The following is a 16,978-nucleotide window of genomic DNA, read 5'->3' on the forward strand; positions in this document are numbered from 1 at the left end:
AATCAACAGAGTCGGGGACTCAGTGTGCGTCGTGGCGATTATCGACCGATGCGGTCAGGGCCTGGACAAACTTTTCAGTGATGGCCTGGCGCTGGGCCGGTGCCATACCGTTGATGATATTGGTGGTCAGATTGCCAAGCACCATAAGGCTGAGATCCACCGGCGCTTTATGCTTTTCCAGCGCGGTGATCAGGTCGTTCATCAGGGCGTCAAATTGCTCGTTATTGTACTTTGATACGATAGGCATAATCTTCAGTTCATCTCGGTTCAAAGCGCCTTATAATACTTCACCCTTTCGGCTAACACTATGGCTTTGTGACATGAGTCTCGATATCGACAAGATCATTCTTCACTCCTTGCGCCAGGGCGGCGATGGTCAACCCCACGCCGATACCCGCAGCCAGACCCTGCCCCCTGATGAGGCGGTACAGGGACTGATGGCGGAACTGCATCGGATCTACAACGGCAAGGGTGGCAAGGGCTTTGGCTTCTTTGCCGACCCCGAGGCCGCCGTCGCCGAGCTGGCCGACGGTGAAGAGGCTCCCAAGCAGCCTTCACCCGCGTTTCGTATCGCCCTCGAACAGCTGCTCGACGAGCAGACCGAATTCGTTCCCTTCTCGGTCACTGTGACCCAGATGCTGGTCAAGCAGCTGGTGGAGCACGCCCTCGATGAGCAGGGGGTGCTGCTGTTTGCCAAATATAACTACGTCGGGGTCGATTATCTGCTGATTGCCCTGCTGGAGGGCAAGGAGAGCGTCACCGTCAGCGAAGCGCTGGAATTGCGCCATATCCAGTATCTGGATATCGGCAAACTCAATCTGGTGGCCCGCATTGATTTGACCGAATGGAAAACCCAACCTGATTCGCGCCGCTATATCACCTTCAGCAAGGGGCGCATTGGTCGCAAACTGGGCGACTTCTTTATGGATCTGCTGGGTGCCCGCGAGGGCATGGATGCCAAGGTACAAAATAAAGGCTTGCTGCAGGCGGTCGAAGATTATTGCGACAGTCGCCAGCTCGAGCCGACCGAGCGCAATGACTATAAAAAGCAGGTCTTCAAATATTGCACCGAACAGGCGAGTGCCGGTGAAGAGATCGAAATCAAGGAGTTGTCTGCAGAATTGCCTGGCGACGGTGACCTCGATTTTTACAGCTTTATCGGTCAGGAGTATGAGCTGGAAGAGCGCTTCCCGGCGGATCGCTCTACCCTGCGCGGGCTGACCAAGTTTGTTGGCTCCGGCGGCGGTCTGACTCTGAGCTTTGAGCAGAAGCTGTTGAACAGCCGGATCTTTTACGATCCCCAGACCGACACCCTGACCATCAAGGGTGTGCCGCCCAATCTCAAGGATCAGCTGCTGCGCCAGTCGTAGTCATGCTCCCGAGTGTGATCAAGTCGTCATTTCTGGCAAAAAGAGACTCCGCCCCGGCGGGGTCTCTTTTTTTATTGCGCCCGGGCAGACCTCGAAACTGGCGCGGTACTTTGTTAACAAATCAAACAAAATAAACCATCTGAAAGGGTTTTCATTGAGGTGAAAACCCTTTCATTCATGAAATTTTATTTCATTTTGGTAATTATTATTCTGTGGTTGTCTGGAATTAAGCCGATAAATGGCCGTAATTCCCTGAAATAAGAAAATGTTTTCAAAACTTTCTGGAAGGAAATACGTAATTGCATTTCAAAAATGCGAGTTGCGTCATGTGAGCCGTTTGCCGCTTGGGATAATATTCATCTCGCACACAATGCTCTTACAGCGCGGAACTAATACAAGGAAAGGCTCATGAAAAAGAAATTGCTGTCATCCCTGATCGGTCTGGCCACTCTTGGCGTCGCTTGCTCTGCTACTGCTGCCATCGATGAAGGCCAGCTGACCATCTGGATCAACGGTGACAAGGGATACAACGGTCTGGCTGAAGTGGGTAAGAAGTTTGAAGCAGAAACCGGCATCAAGGTTACTGTGGCCCACCCGGATCAGGTTGAAGTGAAATTCCAGCAAGCCGCCGCCACTGGCAACGGCCCGGACATCTTCTTCTGGGCTCACGACCGTTACGGTGAGTGGGTCAAAGCCGGTTTGCTGGTTCCGGTAACGCCGAACGCTGCCACCAAAGGCAAATTTGAACAGCTGGCATGGGATGCCATGACTGTTGATGGCAAAACCTATGGCTACCCGGTTGCCATGGAAGCGGTCAGCCTGATTTATAACAAGGACCTGCTGCCCGAGCCGCCGAAAACCTTCGAAGAGATCGCCAAGATTGACGAGACTCTGAAGAAAAATGGCAAGCGCGCCATCATGTGGGCTTATGACACCCCGTACTTCAGCTATCCGCTGGTGGCCGCCAACGGTGGTTACGCCTTCAAGAAAACCGCTACCGGTTATGACGTCAAAGATACCGGCGTGAACAACGCAGGTGCCAAGATGGGCGTGGGCTACATCTCCGAGATGATCAAGTCCGGTCACCTGGAAAAAGGCATCGACTACGGTGTGATGGACGCCAAGTTCAACAAGGGCGAAGTGGCCATGATGATCAACGGTCCCTGGGCCTGGAGCAACCTGGACAAGAGCGGCATCAAGTACGGCGTAGCGCCGCTGCCGACCCTGAACGGCAAGCCGGCCAAAGCCTTCGTTGGCGTACTGGGAGCCACCATCAACGCCGCCAGCCCGAACAAGGATCTGGCTATCGAGTTCCTGGAAAACTACCTGCTGACCGATGCCGGTCTGGCGCCGGTTAACGCCGACAAGCCGCTGGGTGCCGTTGCGCTGAAATCCTTCCAGAAGACCCTGGAATCCGATCCGCACATCAAGGCCACCATGCTGAACGCCCAGGCTGGCGAGCCGATGCCATCCGTTCCCGAGATGAGCCGTTTCTGGTCTTCCTTCGAAACTGCCCTCAAGAACGTGACCTCCGGTCGTCAGGGTGTTGACGAAGCTCTGGATACCGCTGCCAAGCGTATCGTTCAGTAAGCACGCACTACCCGGGAGGCCCTCATGGCCTCCCACTCTCTCAAATCTCTCTTGGCGTTATAAAGGTTAATTGGCATGGAAGTAGTACCTTCTGTTGAGTCCTATGCCGGTCCGAAGGATAAGCACACCTGGCTTAAGTGGACCATAGCGGCCCTGGTTGCCATCCTCAATGGCTACGCAGCCGTGATGATGTACGCCAGTGGCGAGTGGGTATTCGCGCTGCTGGATCTGGTGGTGGTTTCCGTCGGTCTGTATGTCTTCATGAACAAGAAGACCTATGCCCATCGCTACATCTTTCCGGGTGTTGCGGGCATGGTTGTGTTTATCATCTTCCCTCTTGCCTACACCATTGGCATTGCCTTCACCAACTATTCGGGGTCCAACTTGCTCTCCGTGGAGCAGGCGCGGGACTACCACCTGAAGAAAACCTACAAGGTGGCGGGCGGTGAATTCGATTTTACCCTGCTGGGTGGCGACAACGGCCAGTTCCAGCTGCTGCTGACACAGGATGATCAATCCTTTATCAGCCAACCTGTTTCCCTGATGACCAACAAGGCCCGTGAGCTGGCGTCCCGCGAGGGCCGTGTGCAGAACACCCAGCAAGTGGTCGAGCTGCAGCCCTTCACCGGCGAAGCGGCCAGCAAGGCCGCACCGATCCGCGCCATTGTTGAGCATCGTACTCACCTGAGTGACCTTGATCTGGTGCTGCCGGATGGCGGTACCCACCTGACCCTGAGCAGCCTGCGCAAGTTTGCCGCCCAGAAGCAGCACTACACCCGTCTGATGGATGGTGCCGTGCTCAAGTCCGGCGTGGTGATCAAAGACAGCAACCTGCTGCGTGATACCCAAAATGGCGAGCTGATGCTGCCCAATGGCGAGACCGGCTTCTATCAGTACATCGACGAACAGGGTCAGTTTGTCGGCAAGGGTATTGCTCCGGGCTTTGTGGTGAGCGTCGGTTGGAAGAACTTCGCGCGCATCGTCACCGATCCGGGCATCCAGTCACCTTTCCTGCAGATCTTCATCTGGACCGTGATCTTCTCAACCTGCTCCGTCGCTTTCACCCTGGCTATCGGCATGGTGCTGGCCTGTCTGGTGCAGTGGGAAGAGCTCAAGGGGCGCGGTTTCTATCGGGTCATGTTGATCCTGCCCTATGCGATCCCGGCGTTTATCTCCATCCTGGTGTTCAAGGGGTTGTTCAACCAGAACTTCGGTGAGATCAACATGTTCCTGGAAGCGGCGTTTGGCATCAAACCGGACTGGTATACCAACCCCTTCCTGGCCAAGGTGATGATCCTGATTGTCAACACCTGGCTCGGCTACCCCTACATGATGATCCTCTGCATGGGCCTGCTCAAAGCCATTCCGGAAGATCTCTATGAAGCGTCAGCCATGGATGGTGCCGGTCCGGTACAGAACTTCTTCAAGATCACCGTGCCGCTGCTGATGAAGCCGCTGACACCGCTGTTGATTGCCTCGTTCGCCTTCAACTTCAACAACTTCGTGCTTATCCAGTTGTTGACCAACGGTGCGCCCGACATCATCGGCGCCAGCACCCCGGCCGGTACCACCGACTTGCTGGTGAGTTATACCTACCGGATTGCGTTCCAGGGATCGGGTGGTCAGGACTACGGTCTGGCCAGTGCCATCGCCACAGCCATCTTCCTCATCGTGGGTGCGCTGGCGCTGCTCAACCTGAAATTGTCCAAAGCCGACAAGCAGCTGTAAGGAGGCTTCAACATGGCAATCGTACAACCCAAATCAGTCAAATACCGGGTGTGGGCAACCCACCTGGTCATGTGGGGCTTCCTGGCGCTGATCATCTTCCCGTTGATCATGGTTATCGCCATCTCGTTCCGTAACGGTAACTTCGCGGTAGGGGAGATCATCCCCTCCAATCCGACGCTGGATCACTGGAAGCTGGCGCTGGGCATGTCCATCACCAACGCCGACGGCAGCATCACGCCGCCGCCGTTCCCGGTGCTGACCTGGTTGTGGAACTCCATCAAGATCGCCGGCATCACTGCCCTGATGATCGTGACGCTCTCCACCACCTGTGCCTACGCCTTTGCCCGCCTGCGTTTTCGTGGCAAGTCCACCATCCTGCAGGGCATGCTGATTTTCCAGATGTTCCCGGCAGTGCTGGCACTGGTAGCCATCTACGCGCTCTTTAACAAGATTGGTGACTACATTCCCTGGCTGGGTCTCAATACCCACGGTGGCCTGATCCTGGCGTACATGGGTGGTATCGCCCTCCACGTCTGGACCATCAAGGGCTACTTCGAGACCATCGACTCCTCCCTGGAGGAGGCGGCGGCCATCGACGGTGCGACCCCGTGGCAGGCATTTCGTCTGATCCTGTTGCCCCTGTCGGTGCCCATCCTGGCGGTAGTGTTTATTCTGGCCTTTATCGGTTCCATTACCGAGGTGCCCATGGCCTCCATCCTGCTGCAGGATGTGAACAATCTGACCCTGGCGGTCGGGGCCCAGCAGTACCTCTATCCGCAGAACTATCTGTGGGGTGATTTCGCGGCGGCCGCAGTGCTCTCCGGTTTCCCCATCACTGTGGTCTTCCTGTTGGCACAGCGCTGGTTGGTTGGCGGTCTGACTGCTGGCGGTGTGAAAGGTTAAGTTTATGGCCGGGGGAGCAGACTCCCCCCGCTATCACGATTTGCAAAGATTCAAGAGCGGAGCTCGTCATGGCTGAAGTAGTACTCAACAACGTTCGCAAAAATTACGATCCGGCTGTTCACAAGGACACCCTGCGCAACATCAACCTCTCCATCAAGGAGGGCGAATTCATCGTCTTCGTCGGCCCGTCCGGCTGCGGTAAATCCACCCTGCTGCGGATGATCGCGGGTCTGGAAGACATCACCAGCGGTGAGTTGACCATCGGCGGTCGCTACATGAACGACGTGCCGCCGGTAGAGCGCAACGTCGGCATGGTGTTCCAGTCCTACGCCCTTTATCCACACATGAACATCTACGAGAACATGGCCTTTGGTCTGAAGCTCAAGAAGATGGACAAAGAGAACATCCACAAGCGGGTGATGCGCGCCGCCGAGATCCTGGGTCTTGAGCCGCTGCTGGACAGAAAGCCCAAGGCGCTCTCCGGTGGTCAGCGTCAGCGTGTCGCCATCGGTCGCTCCATCGTGCAGCAGCCGCAGGTGTTCCTGTTTGACGAACCGCTCTCAAACCTGGATGCCGCGCTGCGGGTCAAGATGCGGATCGAGATCGCCAAGCTGCACAAAGAGCTTAACTCCACCATCATCTACGTGACCCACGATCAGGTGGAAGCGATGACTCTGGCCGACAAGATTGTGGTGCTGAGCCCGCTCAAGGCCGAAGCTGCCACCAACCTGGAACAGTTCGGTTCACCGCTGGATCTCTACCACAACCCGGACAACAAGTTCGTGGCGGGCTTTATCGGCTCTCCCAAGATGAACTTCCTTGCGGGCGAGTTGCTGGAGATTGGCGAGCAGGAGTGCCTGGTCAAGTTGACCTCTGGCGATACCGTGCGTGCCCGGGTCGATGCACGCAGTGGCGCTGTGGGTGACAAGGTGGAGCTGGGCATTCGCCCTGAGCACCTGATGCCGCTGGATCACCCCCATGCACACAGCAAGGTGAGCGGGGTCGTGCAGGTGGCCGAGCACCTGGGTGCCGAGTCCTTCGTTTATATGGATGTGGATGGTCACGACTTTACCGTCAAGGCCACCTCGGATGTGGATGTGGCGACCGGTCAGACCTACAGCGTGGGTATCCCGGCCGAAGCCTGCTACCTGTTCGATGCCAAGGAGCAGGCGTTCCCCCGGACCGCCAAATATATCCGTACCTGATTTTTTGTTGTGCCGGTTTTCCTTTCTTAATAATCAATGCCTTTTTGCCGGTCGTCAGACCGGCTTTTTATTGCCTGCGATTTGAACATGCAGGTAGGCAAGGTAACCCGGTTCAAGCCTCGAGTTCGGCGGTAATATCGGGCACAAAGGTCTGGCTGGCCAGCGGCGGGCGCTCATACCCTTCGGTCTTGATGGGGGGGAGCTTGATAGGCTCGTAGTGGATCGCCTCGTAGGGCACCTTGCTCAGCAGATGGGCGATGCAGTTGAGGCGGGCACGGCGTTTGTCATCTGCCTCCACCACGAACCAGGGACAATCCTCGGTGTCGGTGTAGGTGAACATGTCATCCTTGGCGCGGGAGTATTCCACCCAGCGTGACCGGGACTGCAAATCCATCGGGCTGAACTTCCAGCGCTTGATGGGGGTGTTGATCCGCTCTTTAAAGCGCTTCTCCTGCTCCTCGTCACTGACCGAGAACCAGTATTTGATCAGGGTGATGCCGGAGCGGATCAGCATCCGCTCAAACTCGGGGCAGGCGCGCAGAAACTCGCGATACTCGGCGTCGCTGCAAAATCCCATCACCCGCTCGACTCCGGCCCGGTTGTACCAGGATCGGTCAAACAGCACCATCTCGCCAGCGGCGGGCAGGTGGGCCACATAACGCTGAAAGTACCACTGGGATCGCTCTCGATCGGAGGGGGCGGGCAGCGCCGTGACCCGGCAGACCCGGGGGTTGAGCGGTTCGGTGATCGCCTTGATGACGCCCCCTTTACCGGCGGCGTCCCGTCCTTCGAACAGTACCACTACCTTGAGCCCCTCCTGCTTGACCCACTCCTGCAGCTTGACCAGCTCCTCCTGCAGATGGGCGAGGTGGTGCTCGTAGCACTTCTTGTCCAGACGTGGCCGCTTCTTGCTCTTCTCCTTCGCCATGGGCTTCTCCTTTTGGCATCCTTTCATGGGTGACTTCTTTGAGTCACTGTCAGCTTGCACCAGGGAGGCGTCACCTGCCAAGGGGGACGTGATACACTGCCCGCCCATCGCTGGCAACAGGAGATAACATGAAGCATTTTATGGAGATAGCGGGCCGCCGGATGGCCTATCTGGACGAAGGGCAAGGGCCGGTACTGCTGTTTGGTCACAGCTATCTGTGGGACAGCGCCATGTGGGCGCCGCAAATCGAGGCGCTCAAGGGCAGCTATCGCTGCATCGTTCCCGAGCTGTGGGGCCACGGCGATTCCGACCTGCTCCCCGAAGGTGGCTGCACCCTGGCGACTCTGGCGCGGGATCACCTGGCGCTGCTCGATGCCCTCGGCATTGAGGAGTTCGTGTTGGTGGGCCTCTCCATCGGTGGCATGTGGGGTGTGGAGCTGGCGCGCATGGTGCCAAACCGCCTTAAGGGTCTGGTGCTGATGGATAGTTTTGTCGGCCTCGAGCCGCAGATCACTTGCGAGCGCTACCTTGGCATGCTGGCGATGATCGAGCAGCTCGGCACCGTGCCGGCGCCCATCATCGAACAGGTGGCGCCGATCTTCTTTGCCAACCAGCCCGATGCCGACTTGCTGGCCGATTTCAAGGCGCGTCTGGCCGCTTGGCCAAACGAGAATATTGCCGCCATGGTGGCGGTGGGCCGCAGCTTTGTGACCCGCGAAGATCGTATCGAGTGGCTGGAGGAGATCACCACTCCCGCACTGGTGATGACCGGCTGCGAGGACAAGGCCCGTCCGGTGCTGGAGGGCTATCTGATGGCCGAGGTGCTGGGTTGCCCGTTCAGGGAGATCCCGATGGCTGGCCACATCTCGTCGCTGGAAAATCCGGCCTTCGTCAATCAGCAGCTGACCGATTTTCTGGCGACGCTGTAAGCCTGAATTGGCAGCTTGAGCAGGCTGTACTACCAGCCTGATGGTCGTGAAAAAGGGAGCCGATGGCTCCCTTTTGTTTGGTCGTGTCTCACGGTTCAAGGCTCATAACTGTTACCAGATATAGCCCAGCGCAAAACCCGCATAGAGCTCGCCATCGTGCTGGACGATGGGGCTGTTTTTGATGTCCCGATCATACCATTCGTAGTTCATGGCAAACATGCCAATCCAGTTGGGGCTGAAGCGGTAACTGGTGATGAGGGCCGTCATCGGGGAGAGGGTGGTACCGCTATCCCAAGCAGGCCGCTGGGCGGTTGCCTCGCTCTCGGAGATGCCGCCGAAGTAGTAGTTGGCCATCTTGTCGCTGCGCAGCATCAGCCCCATCCCCGGCATGATCAGCAGGTTGTCGCGCAGGATGGGGAAGTCGGCCCACAGCAGCAGCTCCTGTCCCTTGCTGCGGCCGGTGACATCGCTGTTGGCACGCACGGTCAGCAGGGCGTAGGGGGTGATGATGTTGCCACCGATCCCGCCTTCCAGCTGCCATTTTCGCTGCTCCATGCCAGTAAAGGCTGGAGAATCCTCGGGATCCAGATTGCCAAAACGGACCCGGCCATAGCCGTAGAGGGCGACGTTCTCATCCTTGTGGAAGTAGTAGCGGGCCCGATCGCCGAGAAACATGAACTGGTCGCCAAAATAGATAAAGCCGGGGATGGCGTAGAGGGCGTTGTCCTGCGCTTCATAACGGGCCTGTCCCCCGATGAGCGCCGCTCCGGCGACAAAGCCCTGTGGCACCGGGCTGGTAGGGCTGTCGCTGGTGAGCAGATCCATGGCGCCAAGATCGATATCGGCACGCGCTGGCATGGCGGCAGCGAGGAGCAGGGCCGTCAGCCCTGCCGCTCTGATTTGACGAAAAAAGGTCATGGACACTCCGTTGTCACGATTGCAGGGGAAGCAGGTTATTTTGCGGCACCGGGCATCTCTTCGCGTTTTGGCCAGGCATTGATCACCGCCTTGACCAGGGTGGCGAGGGGAATGGCGAAGAAGACTCCCCAGAATCCCCACAAGCCGCCGAAGACCAGCACGGCGATGATGATGGCCACCGGATGGAGGTTGACCGCTTCCGAGAAAAGCACCGGCACCAGTAGGTTGCCATCGAGGGCCTGAATGACCAGATAAGCTACCATCAGCCAGGCGAACTCGGGGGTGAGCCCCCACTGGAACAGGGCGACCATGGCTACCGGTACGGTCACCACGGCAGCGCCGATATAGGGGATCAGCACAGAGAAGCCGACCGCGACAGCCAGCAGCACCGAGTAGCGCAGTCCCATCAGGGCGAAGGGAACATAGGTGGCGATGCCGACGATAAGGATCTCGATCACCTTGCCGCGGATGTAGTTGATGATCTGGTTGTTCATCTCGACCCACACCCGGTTGACCAGGGTGCGGTTGCGCGGCAGGAAGCGGCGCAGGCTGCCCATCAGTACCCGCTTGTCTTTGAGCATAAAGAAGACCATCAGCGGCACCAGAATGAGGTAGATCATGATGGCGACCACGTTGACCAGCGAACTGAGGGAGGCGCTCACCAGATGCTCGCCGCCACTGAGGATGCGCTGGCGAATATTGTCGATGACGGTCTCCACCAGACTGACGTCGATGAGCTCGGGGTATTTGTCCGGCAGGGTGCGCACATAATCCTGAGCGTGGGTCAGCATGGCCGGCGCCTCTTTGGCCAGATTGATCCCCTGACTCACCAGCGTCGGGATAAGGCCCAGCAAGGAGGCGACTGCTACCGCAATAAAGAGGATCAGAATGACGCTGGTGGCCAGGGTGCGCGACAGCCCCGCTTTTTGCAGCCGGGCGACCGGCCACTCCAGCAGATAGGCCATTACCAGCGCCACCAGCAGGGGGGCCAGCAGATCGCCAAACAGCCAGATGATGGCAAAGCAGAACACCAGCAACAGGAAAAGGGTAACGGCATCGGGATCGGAAAAACGGGTCTGATACCAGCGCTTCAATACTTCTAACATGACTGCATCCTTACATCACTGGGGCTCAAGATGGTTGTTTCGCCCCGACAACCAACTGCAAAGAGAGGGTTTTGTCCGCTTCTTGCTGCATCTCGACATGGTGGCCCTGACGGTGCAGATAGGCCGGAATATCCTGCCGGGAGCCCGCATCGGCCAGCCGGATGGTGACGGTTTGACCGCTTTTGGCCCCCCTTAACCAGAGCTTGAGCCGGATCAGCGGCTCAGGGCAACGCCAGGGGGTCAGGTCGAGAACTTCCATGGGGGCTCCATCAGGCAGGTGGCCGCTATTATGGCCGTGATAAGAGCGTGAAACAACGCTTGTAGCCCTTGATGGGCAAGGGTATTCTGCCGAGGCCCTTTCTGATGGAGATAGAGATAACGTGGCACGCTTTTCCCCCCTGATGGCATCGCTTCCCCTGCTGGCTTCCCTGATGGGCGCCACGTTTCATGCCGAGGCCAACAATCAGCTTCCCGACATCGGCACGGCCGGGGTGGCGGCCCTGCCCATCGAGCAGGAAGTGCGTTACGGCAACGCTTTTATGCGCTTTGCTCGTGCGGGTTTGCCGATCATCGATGATCCGGTGCTGAGCCAGTACATTGACGATCTGGGTCAGCGACTGCTGACCAACGCCGATGGGGTGCGTTTCCCGTTTACCTTCTTCCTCATCAATGATCCCAGCATCAACGCGGCCGCTTTCCTCGGCGGGCGAGTCAAGGTGCACACCGGCCTCTTCCTCTACGCCGACAGCGAGAGCGAGCTGGCCTCGGTACTGGCCCACGAAATCACCCATGTGACCCAGCGCCATATCGCCCGTTACATGGAGGCGCAGGCGAGCAGCTCTGCAGTGACCCTGGCCGGTCTGGTGGGCTCCATCGCGCTGGCGGTGATCAACCCGACTGCCGGTATCGCCGCGCTGCAGACTACGCTGGGCCTCTCCATGCAGTCGGCCATCAACTACACCCGCGACAACGAATATGAAGCGGATCGCATCGGCATGAAGACCCTCTATGATGCCGGTTTCGACCCCATGGGGATGGCCAACTTCTTCCAGAAACTGGCTGCCGAATACCGTTACGCCAGCAAGCCGCCGGAAATGCTGCTCACTCACCCGCTGCCGGAGACCCGGATCAGCGAGGCCCGCGCTCGGGCGGGCAGCTATGGCCGCCGCGACTTGCCGCCCAGCCTCGACTTCTGGCTGGCCAAGGTGCGGATTCAGGTGCGTTTTGGTACAGATACCCCGCAGGGGCTGCTGAGCTACTTCGATACCCGGATCCAGAAGGGGGATTACCCGCTCAAGGATGCCGCAATCTATGGCAAGGCGCTGGCGCTGATCCAGCTCAAGCGCACCGACGAGGCTGATACCCTGATGCAGGAGCTGGCGGCCCGTCATCCGGAAGATCTCTTTATCGTCGATGCCCAGACTGACATCGATCTGGCCAAGGGGCGCAGTGCCCAGGCCATTGCGCGCCTCGAGAAGTTCCGCAGCCGGATGCCGGACAACGAAGTGGTGGTGGTCAATCTCGGCAACGCCTACCTCGAGAGCGGCAACTACAAGAAGTCCATCGCCATCCTTGACCCCTATGCCCGTGCCCACGAGGAGAACAATCTGGCCTGGAACCTGCTGGCTGATGCCTATCGCAAGGCGGGCAGAATGACCGAGCTGCATATGGCGCGGGCCGAGATGCTCTCGCTGCGCGGGGATTATCAGGCAGCCATCGACGAACTGATCGTGGCGCGCGGTACCACTAGCGACCGGATGACCCTGGCTCGTCTGGAGGCGCGCATCACCGAGCTGGAGCGTGCCAAGAAGGATCTCGACAGCCTCAAGGGCTAACGAAACCTGGCATTGACCTATCAAACAAGGGCGCACCACGGTGCGCCCTTGTTGTTTATGGCGGTGGCGTGATGTACATGACGGTGATAGCAGCGATGGGCTAGTGACTCATGCTGCTGGCGGTCGCCTTGAGCATCTCGATCTGCTGCTGGTCGAGCTCGCCGACCAGCGTTTGCTTGAGCTTGCCCTCGCTATCAAGCAGATAGCTGGTGGGCAGGCCGCTTGGGCGAGGGAAGGGAAGCCTGGCATCTTCATTGGCAATAAGGAGCGGCACCTTGATGTGATACTGCGCAGCCAGCTTGTTCAGCTCTGCTGGGGTGGTCGGGTCGTAGTTGATGGCCACCACGGTGATCTGGCCTTCTGCCGCCAGTGCGTTGAGGCGCGGCATCTCCCGCAGGCAGGGGGCACACCAGGGGGCGAAGTAGTTGACCAGCAGCGGCTTGCCGGCAAAGTGGCGCAGGCTGACCGACTGCCCTGTTGCATCGGTAAATTCGGGGGCAGGTGTGCATGCGCCCAGCAGGCCAGCCACAATCAGCCAACAAATTCGTTTCAATTCCTTTCCACTGCCGCTTACCCTGACCATCACTTTCCCCTACAATAGCGCCGTTTCTAGTCCCATCTTGCGATTAATCAGGGAGTTACCATGAGCGAGACCCAAATCTACCACAATCCGCGCTGCTCCAAGAGTCGCGAAACCCTGGCTCTGCTGGAACAGCACGGGATCGCCCCTGATGTGGTGCTCTATCTGGAGCAGGCCCCGAGCGAAGATGAGATCCGCAACCTGCTCTCTCTGCTCGGCTTTAACGATCCGCGCCAGCTGATGCGCACCAAGGAGGATCTCTACAAGGAGCTGGGATTGGCCGATGTCAGCAGTGATGCCCTTATTAGCGCCATGCACCAGCATCCCAAGCTGATCGAGCGCCCCATTGTCATCAAGAATGGTCAGGCCCGCATTGGTCGGCCGCCGGAGCAGGTGCTGGAGATCCTCAAGTGAGCACCCGCTTTGCCCGTCTGCTGACTCTGGTCGGCTTCTTTGGTCTGCTGGGCTGGGTCATCCTCTGGCATCTGTGGCTATCACCCCATCCGGACCTCAACCCCTGGCTGCTGCCGGTGATCTGGACGGTGCCGCTGCTCTTCCCCCTCAAGGGGATAGTGCAGGGCAACCCCTACACCCACGCCTGGGGCAACTTCGTGTTGATGCCCTATTTCCTCCACGCCCTCACCCTGATCACTACGGATGAGGGGGAGCGGTGGCTGGCGGTGGTGGAGCTGGTCTTCACCACTCTCGCCTTTATCGGCACCATCTATTACGCCCGACTGCGTGGTCGCGAACTTGGCTTAAGCATTCGCAAAAAGAAAGACGAAGCCAACTGATGACAAACGCCCCGCAAGGGGCGTTTTTTATGGGGAAGCAGCTCTATCCAGAGGGATCACTGTGCCCCTTGGGCTGCCCGATATTGGGCCAGCTGCTGCTGGCTAAAGTCCATCAGCGCGGGATAGAAGCGCAGAAATCCCGCCTCGCATGTTTGCCACTGCGATTCATCGAGGAGTTGCAGCGCCTCTCCCAGTGGTACCGGGCGGCGCAGTCGGCGACCGATGCCATTCAGCGCTTGCCCCAGCCCCTCCCTGTGGCGGTAGGAGGCGAGCCAGTTCTGCTCGGCCATCCGTTTGAGGGGGAGTGGCAGTCCGTCCGGCAGGCGTGGGTGATCGGCCAATAGCTGGTCATAACTGCGTTGCAGGAAGCGGGGCAGGGGTTCGGTACTGACCAGCTCCCAGTGCTGGCTCAGCCAGTGGTCGTAGATCATATCCACCACTATGCCGCCAAAGCGGCGCCAGGGAGCCTCGAAACAGGCGACGGCCGCCTTGTGCTCGGGGTGGCTGTCGGTGAAGGCATCAATTTTGCGGTGCAGCCAGATCCCCTCATCGAAGTGGGCGGCAAGCCCCGTGGGCAGCGTGCCTTTGACGAAATCGCCGAGCAGATTGCCGGTGAGGGAGCTTCGGGTGTGGGCAGCCAGATGGAGATGGGCCAGAAAATTCATCGGTCGCTGTGGGTCTGTTATGGGATGGCAAGGTGCTTCGAGCCTAACGGATCCCGCCCGCCTTGACCATGTCGGGATTTTGCTACTGCCTGGCGGCTGCCTCTTGCCGGGCAAAATTCGGGCGTGCTAAGGTGATTCCATCTTTGTCACAGGACGCGACAAACCACCATGATGCGCAAAGCCAGAGGCTTTTTTCTGGCCTTCTACTTCAAGCCTTTCTATCTCTCCGAGTGGTTCGACGAATAGATCGAACCTCTGGAGCAGTTCACTGACGCCCGCTCGGGCGTGATCTCGCTCATCCAGATTTTGCCGCTTTTGGTCATCGCATGCATTCGCCTGCGGTGCATTGTCCGCGCTTGTGCGCTTTTTATGTAATGGAGTACACATGATGAAGATCAGACTGACCCTCTCAGCCCTGTTTGTTGCCAGCCTGCTGGCCACCCCCGCCATGGCCAAGGAGTGGAAAACCGTGCGTTTCGGGGTGGAGGGGGCCTACCCGCCCTTCTCCTGGACCGATGCGTCGGGCGAGATCAAGGGGTTTGATATCGATCTCGCCAACGCCCTTTGTAAGCAGATGGCGGTCAAGTGCGAGCTGGTGGCGCAGGATTGGGACGGCATGATCCCGGCCCTGCTGTCGCGCAAATACGACGCCATCATAGCCGCCATGTCGATCACCGACGAGCGGCGCCAGAAGGTCGACTTCACCGAGAAATATGCCCATATTCCCAATCGCTTTGTGGCGGCCAAGGGGACCGAGCTGACGCTGACCCCGGAAGGCATGGCGGGCAAGCGCATCGGGGTGCAGCGTGCCACCACCCACGACAAGTACCTGACCGACAATTTTGGCTCGAATGTCACCATAGTCCGCTACGGCAATGCCGATGAGGCCTATCTCGATCTGAAAGCGGGTCGGGTGCTGGCCCTGCTGGCCGATGCCTCTGCCATCGAGCAGGGGCTGCTTGGCAAAGAGGGGGGCGACAAGTTCGACTATGTGGGGCCCACCCTGACCGATCGCCAGTGGTTTGGTAATGGCATGGGGATCGCCGTGCGCAAGAGCGATAAGGAGCTCAAGGGCAAGCTGGACGAGGCGATCAAGGCCCTGCGTGCCAATGGCACCTATCAGCAGATCAACCAGAAGTACTTCAAGTACGATATATATGGTGGTTGACGGGGGGAGGGAGCTTGCTCCCTCTCTTTTCATTGGGCAAGCGACAATCGTGCAAGGAGGATCGCCATGCTGACCCTGATCGAGGGAGCCGAGATCTTCAGCCCCACCCACCTTGGCCAGCAGGATCTGCTGGTGGCCGATGGCCGTATCGCCTGGATGGGCAAGGGGTTGACGGTGCCCGCCGACTGGCCGCTGCATCGGGTCGATGGTCGTGGCCGCTATCTGGTGCCCGGGCTGGTGGATCCGCTGGCCCATATCACGGGGGGCGGTGGTGAGGGGGGCTTTGCTTTTCGCACCCCTGAACTCGCGGCGAGCGAGGCGCTTATGGCCGGTGTCACTACCCTGGTGGCGGCGCTCGGCACCGATAGCCTGACCCGCTCCCCCGCGCAGGTGCTCGGCAAGGTGCGCGAGTTTCGCGCCGCCGGGGTGAGCGCCTTTATGTATACCGGCTCCTACCATCTGCCTGTCAAAACTCTGACCGGTACGGTGGAGTCGGACATCATCCTGATCCCCGAGGTATTGGGGGTGGGGGAGGTGGCCATCAGCGACCACAGATCCAGTGCGCCGACCCACGATGAGCTGGCCAGGCTTGCCAGCGAGGCGCGAGTGGCCGGGCTGCTTGCGGGCAAGAGCGGGGTCAGCTTCTTTCATGTCGGGGATGGCAAGGGGGCATTGGCCCCCCTGCGGGCCCTGCGCGATGAGACCGACATTCCGCTGCGCCAGCTCTATCCCACCCACTGCAACCGCAACCCCTGGCTCTTTGCCGAGGCCATCGAGTGGGGCAAGGCGGGAGGTTGGGTCGACCTCACCACCTCGAGCTTTCCCGATCTGCTGGAGGATGGCGAGCGGCTTGCCGCCGATGCGCTCGTCGAGCTGCTGGCCGCCAATGTGCCTGCCGATCGCATCACCTTCAGTTCGGATGCCAACGCCAGCCTGCCGCGCTTTGATGGCGAAGGGCGGCTAATCGAAATGCGCTGTGGCCAGATTGCCAGCCTGTGGCAGCAGTGCGTGCGCGCGACCCGGCTCGGTGTCTCGCTGGAGAGGGCGTTGGCCGTGGTGACAAGCAATCCGGCGCAGGCGCTGGGGCTCTGCAGCAAGGGCCGTATCGGGGTCGGGCAGGATGCGGATCTGCTGCTGGTGCACGACCGGACGTTTGCTATCGAAAGGGTGATGAGTGGCGGCCTGTGGCGCGAATAAGGCTGCGAGCAATATCGCAGCCAGTGCGTGGTTGCTTCAAACAGCAAAAGCCCGACAACAAG

The 16,978-nt window shown here is 59.0% G+C and carries 18 protein-coding genes; 11 read left to right on the forward strand and 7 right to left on the reverse strand.

Annotated features, from left to right (window positions below; all coding sequences use genetic code 11):
* Positions 1–19: 19 nt before the first annotated feature.
* Positions 20–247: a YejL family protein gene (locus G5315_RS12535; RefSeq protein ID WP_005333874.1), complete on the reverse strand. Its 228-nt coding sequence runs from the start codon at positions 245–247 to the stop codon at positions 20–22.
* Positions 248–320: 73 nt separating this feature from the next.
* Here G5315_RS12535 and yejK point away from each other — a divergent pair, with 73 nt between their 5' ends.
* From yejK to G5315_RS12560, 5 genes are all read left to right on the forward strand, one after another.
* On the forward strand, positions 321–1,370 hold the full coding sequence (gene yejK / locus G5315_RS12540; protein WP_005333872.1) for a nucleoid-associated protein YejK: 1,050 nt from the start codon (positions 321–323) through the stop codon (positions 1,368–1,370).
* Between the two features lie 408 nt (positions 1,371–1,778).
* Positions 1,779–2,960, forward strand: coding sequence for a maltose/maltodextrin ABC transporter substrate-binding protein MalE (gene malE, locus G5315_RS12545; RefSeq protein WP_005333871.1), 1,182 nt, complete (start codon positions 1,779–1,781; stop codon positions 2,958–2,960).
* A 75-nt stretch (positions 2,961–3,035) separates the two neighbouring features.
* Positions 3,036–4,688 (forward strand): maltose ABC transporter permease MalF, encoded by a 1,653-nt coding sequence (gene malF, locus G5315_RS12550; RefSeq protein ID WP_005333870.1) that lies wholly within the window; start codon positions 3,036–3,038, stop codon positions 4,686–4,688.
* A gap of 12 nt (positions 4,689–4,700) precedes the next feature.
* A complete protein-coding gene (gene malG, locus G5315_RS12555; protein ID WP_005333868.1) occupies positions 4,701–5,591 on the forward strand; it encodes a maltose ABC transporter permease MalG in 891 nt (296 codons plus the stop codon).
* A 68-nt stretch (positions 5,592–5,659) separates the two neighbouring features.
* Positions 5,660–6,796, forward strand: a complete 1,137-nt coding sequence (locus G5315_RS12560) for an ABC transporter ATP-binding protein (RefSeq protein ID WP_421333126.1) — start codon at positions 5,660–5,662, stop codon at positions 6,794–6,796.
* A gap of 112 nt (positions 6,797–6,908) precedes the next feature.
* Here the strand turns inward: G5315_RS12560 and ppk2 are convergent, their stop codons facing one another.
* Positions 6,909–7,724, reverse strand: coding sequence for a polyphosphate kinase 2 (gene ppk2, locus G5315_RS12565; RefSeq protein ID WP_005361444.1), 816 nt, complete (start codon positions 7,722–7,724; stop codon positions 6,909–6,911).
* Between the two features lie 128 nt (positions 7,725–7,852).
* Between ppk2 and G5315_RS12570 the strand changes: the two genes are divergently transcribed.
* The gene (locus G5315_RS12570) at positions 7,853–8,653 is read left to right on the forward strand and encodes an alpha/beta fold hydrolase (RefSeq protein WP_421333127.1); all 801 of its coding nucleotides are present in this window, start codon (positions 7,853–7,855) and stop codon (positions 8,651–8,653) included.
* A gap of 111 nt (positions 8,654–8,764) precedes the next feature.
* On the opposite strand, the gene G5315_RS12575 is transcribed toward G5315_RS12570, so the two are convergent.
* From G5315_RS12575 to G5315_RS12585, 3 genes are read right to left on the reverse strand one after another with little or no spacing between them, the layout of a single operon-like run.
* Positions 8,765–9,571, reverse strand: coding sequence for a MipA/OmpV family protein (locus G5315_RS12575; RefSeq protein ID WP_421333128.1), 807 nt, complete (start codon positions 9,569–9,571; stop codon positions 8,765–8,767).
* Positions 9,572–9,606: 35 nt separating this feature from the next.
* Positions 9,607–10,677: an AI-2E family transporter gene (locus tag G5315_RS12580; RefSeq protein ID WP_069529160.1), complete on the reverse strand. Its 1,071-nt coding sequence runs from the start codon at positions 10,675–10,677 to the stop codon at positions 9,607–9,609.
* A gap of 25 nt (positions 10,678–10,702) precedes the next feature.
* Positions 10,703–10,936 carry a sulfurtransferase TusA family protein gene (locus G5315_RS12585; protein WP_236317642.1) on the reverse strand — a complete coding sequence of 78 codons (234 nt, stop codon included), beginning with the start codon at positions 10,934–10,936 and terminating at the stop codon, positions 10,703–10,705.
* 121 nt (positions 10,937–11,057) lie between these two features.
* On the opposite strand from G5315_RS12585, the gene G5315_RS12590 reads away from it, so the two are divergent.
* Positions 11,058–12,512: a M48 family metalloprotease gene (locus G5315_RS12590; protein WP_367948260.1), complete on the forward strand. Its 1,455-nt coding sequence runs from the start codon at positions 11,058–11,060 to the stop codon at positions 12,510–12,512.
* A gap of 100 nt (positions 12,513–12,612) precedes the next feature.
* Here the strand turns inward: G5315_RS12590 and G5315_RS12595 are convergent, their stop codons facing one another.
* Positions 12,613–13,095 carry a TlpA family protein disulfide reductase gene (locus G5315_RS12595; RefSeq protein ID WP_421333129.1) on the reverse strand — a complete coding sequence of 161 codons (483 nt, stop codon included), beginning with the start codon at positions 13,093–13,095 and terminating at the stop codon, positions 12,613–12,615.
* 60 nt (positions 13,096–13,155) lie between these two features.
* Between G5315_RS12595 and arsC the strand changes: the two genes are divergently transcribed.
* Positions 13,156–13,506, forward strand: coding sequence for an arsenate reductase (glutaredoxin) (arsC, locus tag G5315_RS12600; protein WP_304520777.1), 351 nt, complete (start codon positions 13,156–13,158; stop codon positions 13,504–13,506).
* Complete coding sequence (locus G5315_RS12605) at positions 13,503–13,886, forward strand: DUF2069 domain-containing protein (protein ID WP_421333130.1); 384 nt, start codon at positions 13,503–13,505, stop codon at positions 13,884–13,886. The genes arsC and G5315_RS12605 overlap by 4 nt, the downstream gene beginning before the upstream one ends.
* 56 nt (positions 13,887–13,942) lie before the next feature.
* On the opposite strand, the gene G5315_RS12610 is transcribed toward G5315_RS12605, so the two are convergent.
* Positions 13,943–14,551, reverse strand: coding sequence for an ACP phosphodiesterase (locus G5315_RS12610; protein WP_216962089.1), 609 nt, complete (start codon positions 14,549–14,551; stop codon positions 13,943–13,945).
* A gap of 385 nt (positions 14,552–14,936) precedes the next feature.
* On the opposite strand from G5315_RS12610, the gene G5315_RS12615 reads away from it, so the two are divergent.
* Together G5315_RS12615 and iadA are read left to right on the forward strand one after the other, a co-directional pair.
* Positions 14,937–15,719 (forward strand): ABC transporter substrate-binding protein, encoded by a 783-nt coding sequence (locus tag G5315_RS12615; RefSeq protein ID WP_421333131.1) that lies wholly within the window; start codon positions 14,937–14,939, stop codon positions 15,717–15,719.
* A gap of 66 nt (positions 15,720–15,785) precedes the next feature.
* Positions 15,786–16,916, forward strand: a complete 1,131-nt coding sequence (gene iadA / locus G5315_RS12620; RefSeq protein WP_421324783.1) for a beta-aspartyl-peptidase — start codon at positions 15,786–15,788, stop codon at positions 16,914–16,916.
* Positions 16,917–16,978: the final 62 nt, after the last annotated feature.

The organism is Aeromonas sp. 603607 (genome assembly GCF_049171595.1).
Lineage (GTDB): Bacteria > Pseudomonadota > Gammaproteobacteria > Enterobacterales > Aeromonadaceae > Aeromonas > Aeromonas veronii.

Bases quoted from the DNA above. Each gene is read 5' to 3' on its own strand.
- G5315_RS12535 (WP_005333874.1), bottom strand. From the start codon at position 247: ATGCCTATCGTATCAAAGTACAATAACGAGCAATTTGACGCCCTGATG.
- yejK (WP_005333872.1), top strand. From the start codon at position 321: ATGAGTCTCGATATCGACAAGATCATTCTTCACTCCTTGCGCCAGGGC.
- malE (WP_005333871.1), top strand. From the start codon at position 1,779: ATGAAAAAGAAATTGCTGTCATCCCTGATCGGTCTGGCCACTCTTGGC.
- malF (WP_005333870.1), top strand. From the start codon at position 3,036: ATGGAAGTAGTACCTTCTGTTGAGTCCTATGCCGGTCCGAAGGATAAG.
- malG (WP_005333868.1), top strand. From the start codon at position 4,701: ATGGCAATCGTACAACCCAAATCAGTCAAATACCGGGTGTGGGCAACC.
- G5315_RS12560 (WP_421333126.1), top strand. From the start codon at position 5,660: ATGGCTGAAGTAGTACTCAACAACGTTCGCAAAAATTACGATCCGGCT.
- ppk2 (WP_005361444.1), bottom strand. From the start codon at position 7,724: ATGGCGAAGGAGAAGAGCAAGAAGCGGCCACGTCTGGACAAGAAGTGC.
- G5315_RS12570 (WP_421333127.1), top strand. From the start codon at position 7,853: ATGAAGCATTTTATGGAGATAGCGGGCCGCCGGATGGCCTATCTGGAC.
- G5315_RS12575 (WP_421333128.1), bottom strand. From the start codon at position 9,571: ATGACCTTTTTTCGTCAAATCAGAGCGGCAGGGCTGACGGCCCTGCTC.
- G5315_RS12580 (WP_069529160.1), bottom strand. From the start codon at position 10,677: ATGTTAGAAGTATTGAAGCGCTGGTATCAGACCCGTTTTTCCGATCCC.
- G5315_RS12585 (WP_236317642.1), bottom strand. From the start codon at position 10,936: ATGGAAGTTCTCGACCTGACCCCCTGGCGTTGCCCTGAGCCGCTGATC.
- G5315_RS12595 (WP_421333129.1), bottom strand. From the start codon at position 13,095: ATGGTCAGGGTAAGCGGCAGTGGAAAGGAATTGAAACGAATTTGTTGG.
- arsC (WP_304520777.1), top strand. From the start codon at position 13,156: ATGAGCGAGACCCAAATCTACCACAATCCGCGCTGCTCCAAGAGTCGC.
- G5315_RS12610 (WP_216962089.1), bottom strand. From the start codon at position 14,551: ATGAATTTTCTGGCCCATCTCCATCTGGCTGCCCACACCCGAAGCTCC.
- G5315_RS12615 (WP_421333131.1), top strand. From the start codon at position 14,937: ATGATGAAGATCAGACTGACCCTCTCAGCCCTGTTTGTTGCCAGCCTG.
- iadA (WP_421324783.1), top strand. From the start codon at position 15,786: ATGCTGACCCTGATCGAGGGAGCCGAGATCTTCAGCCCCACCCACCTT.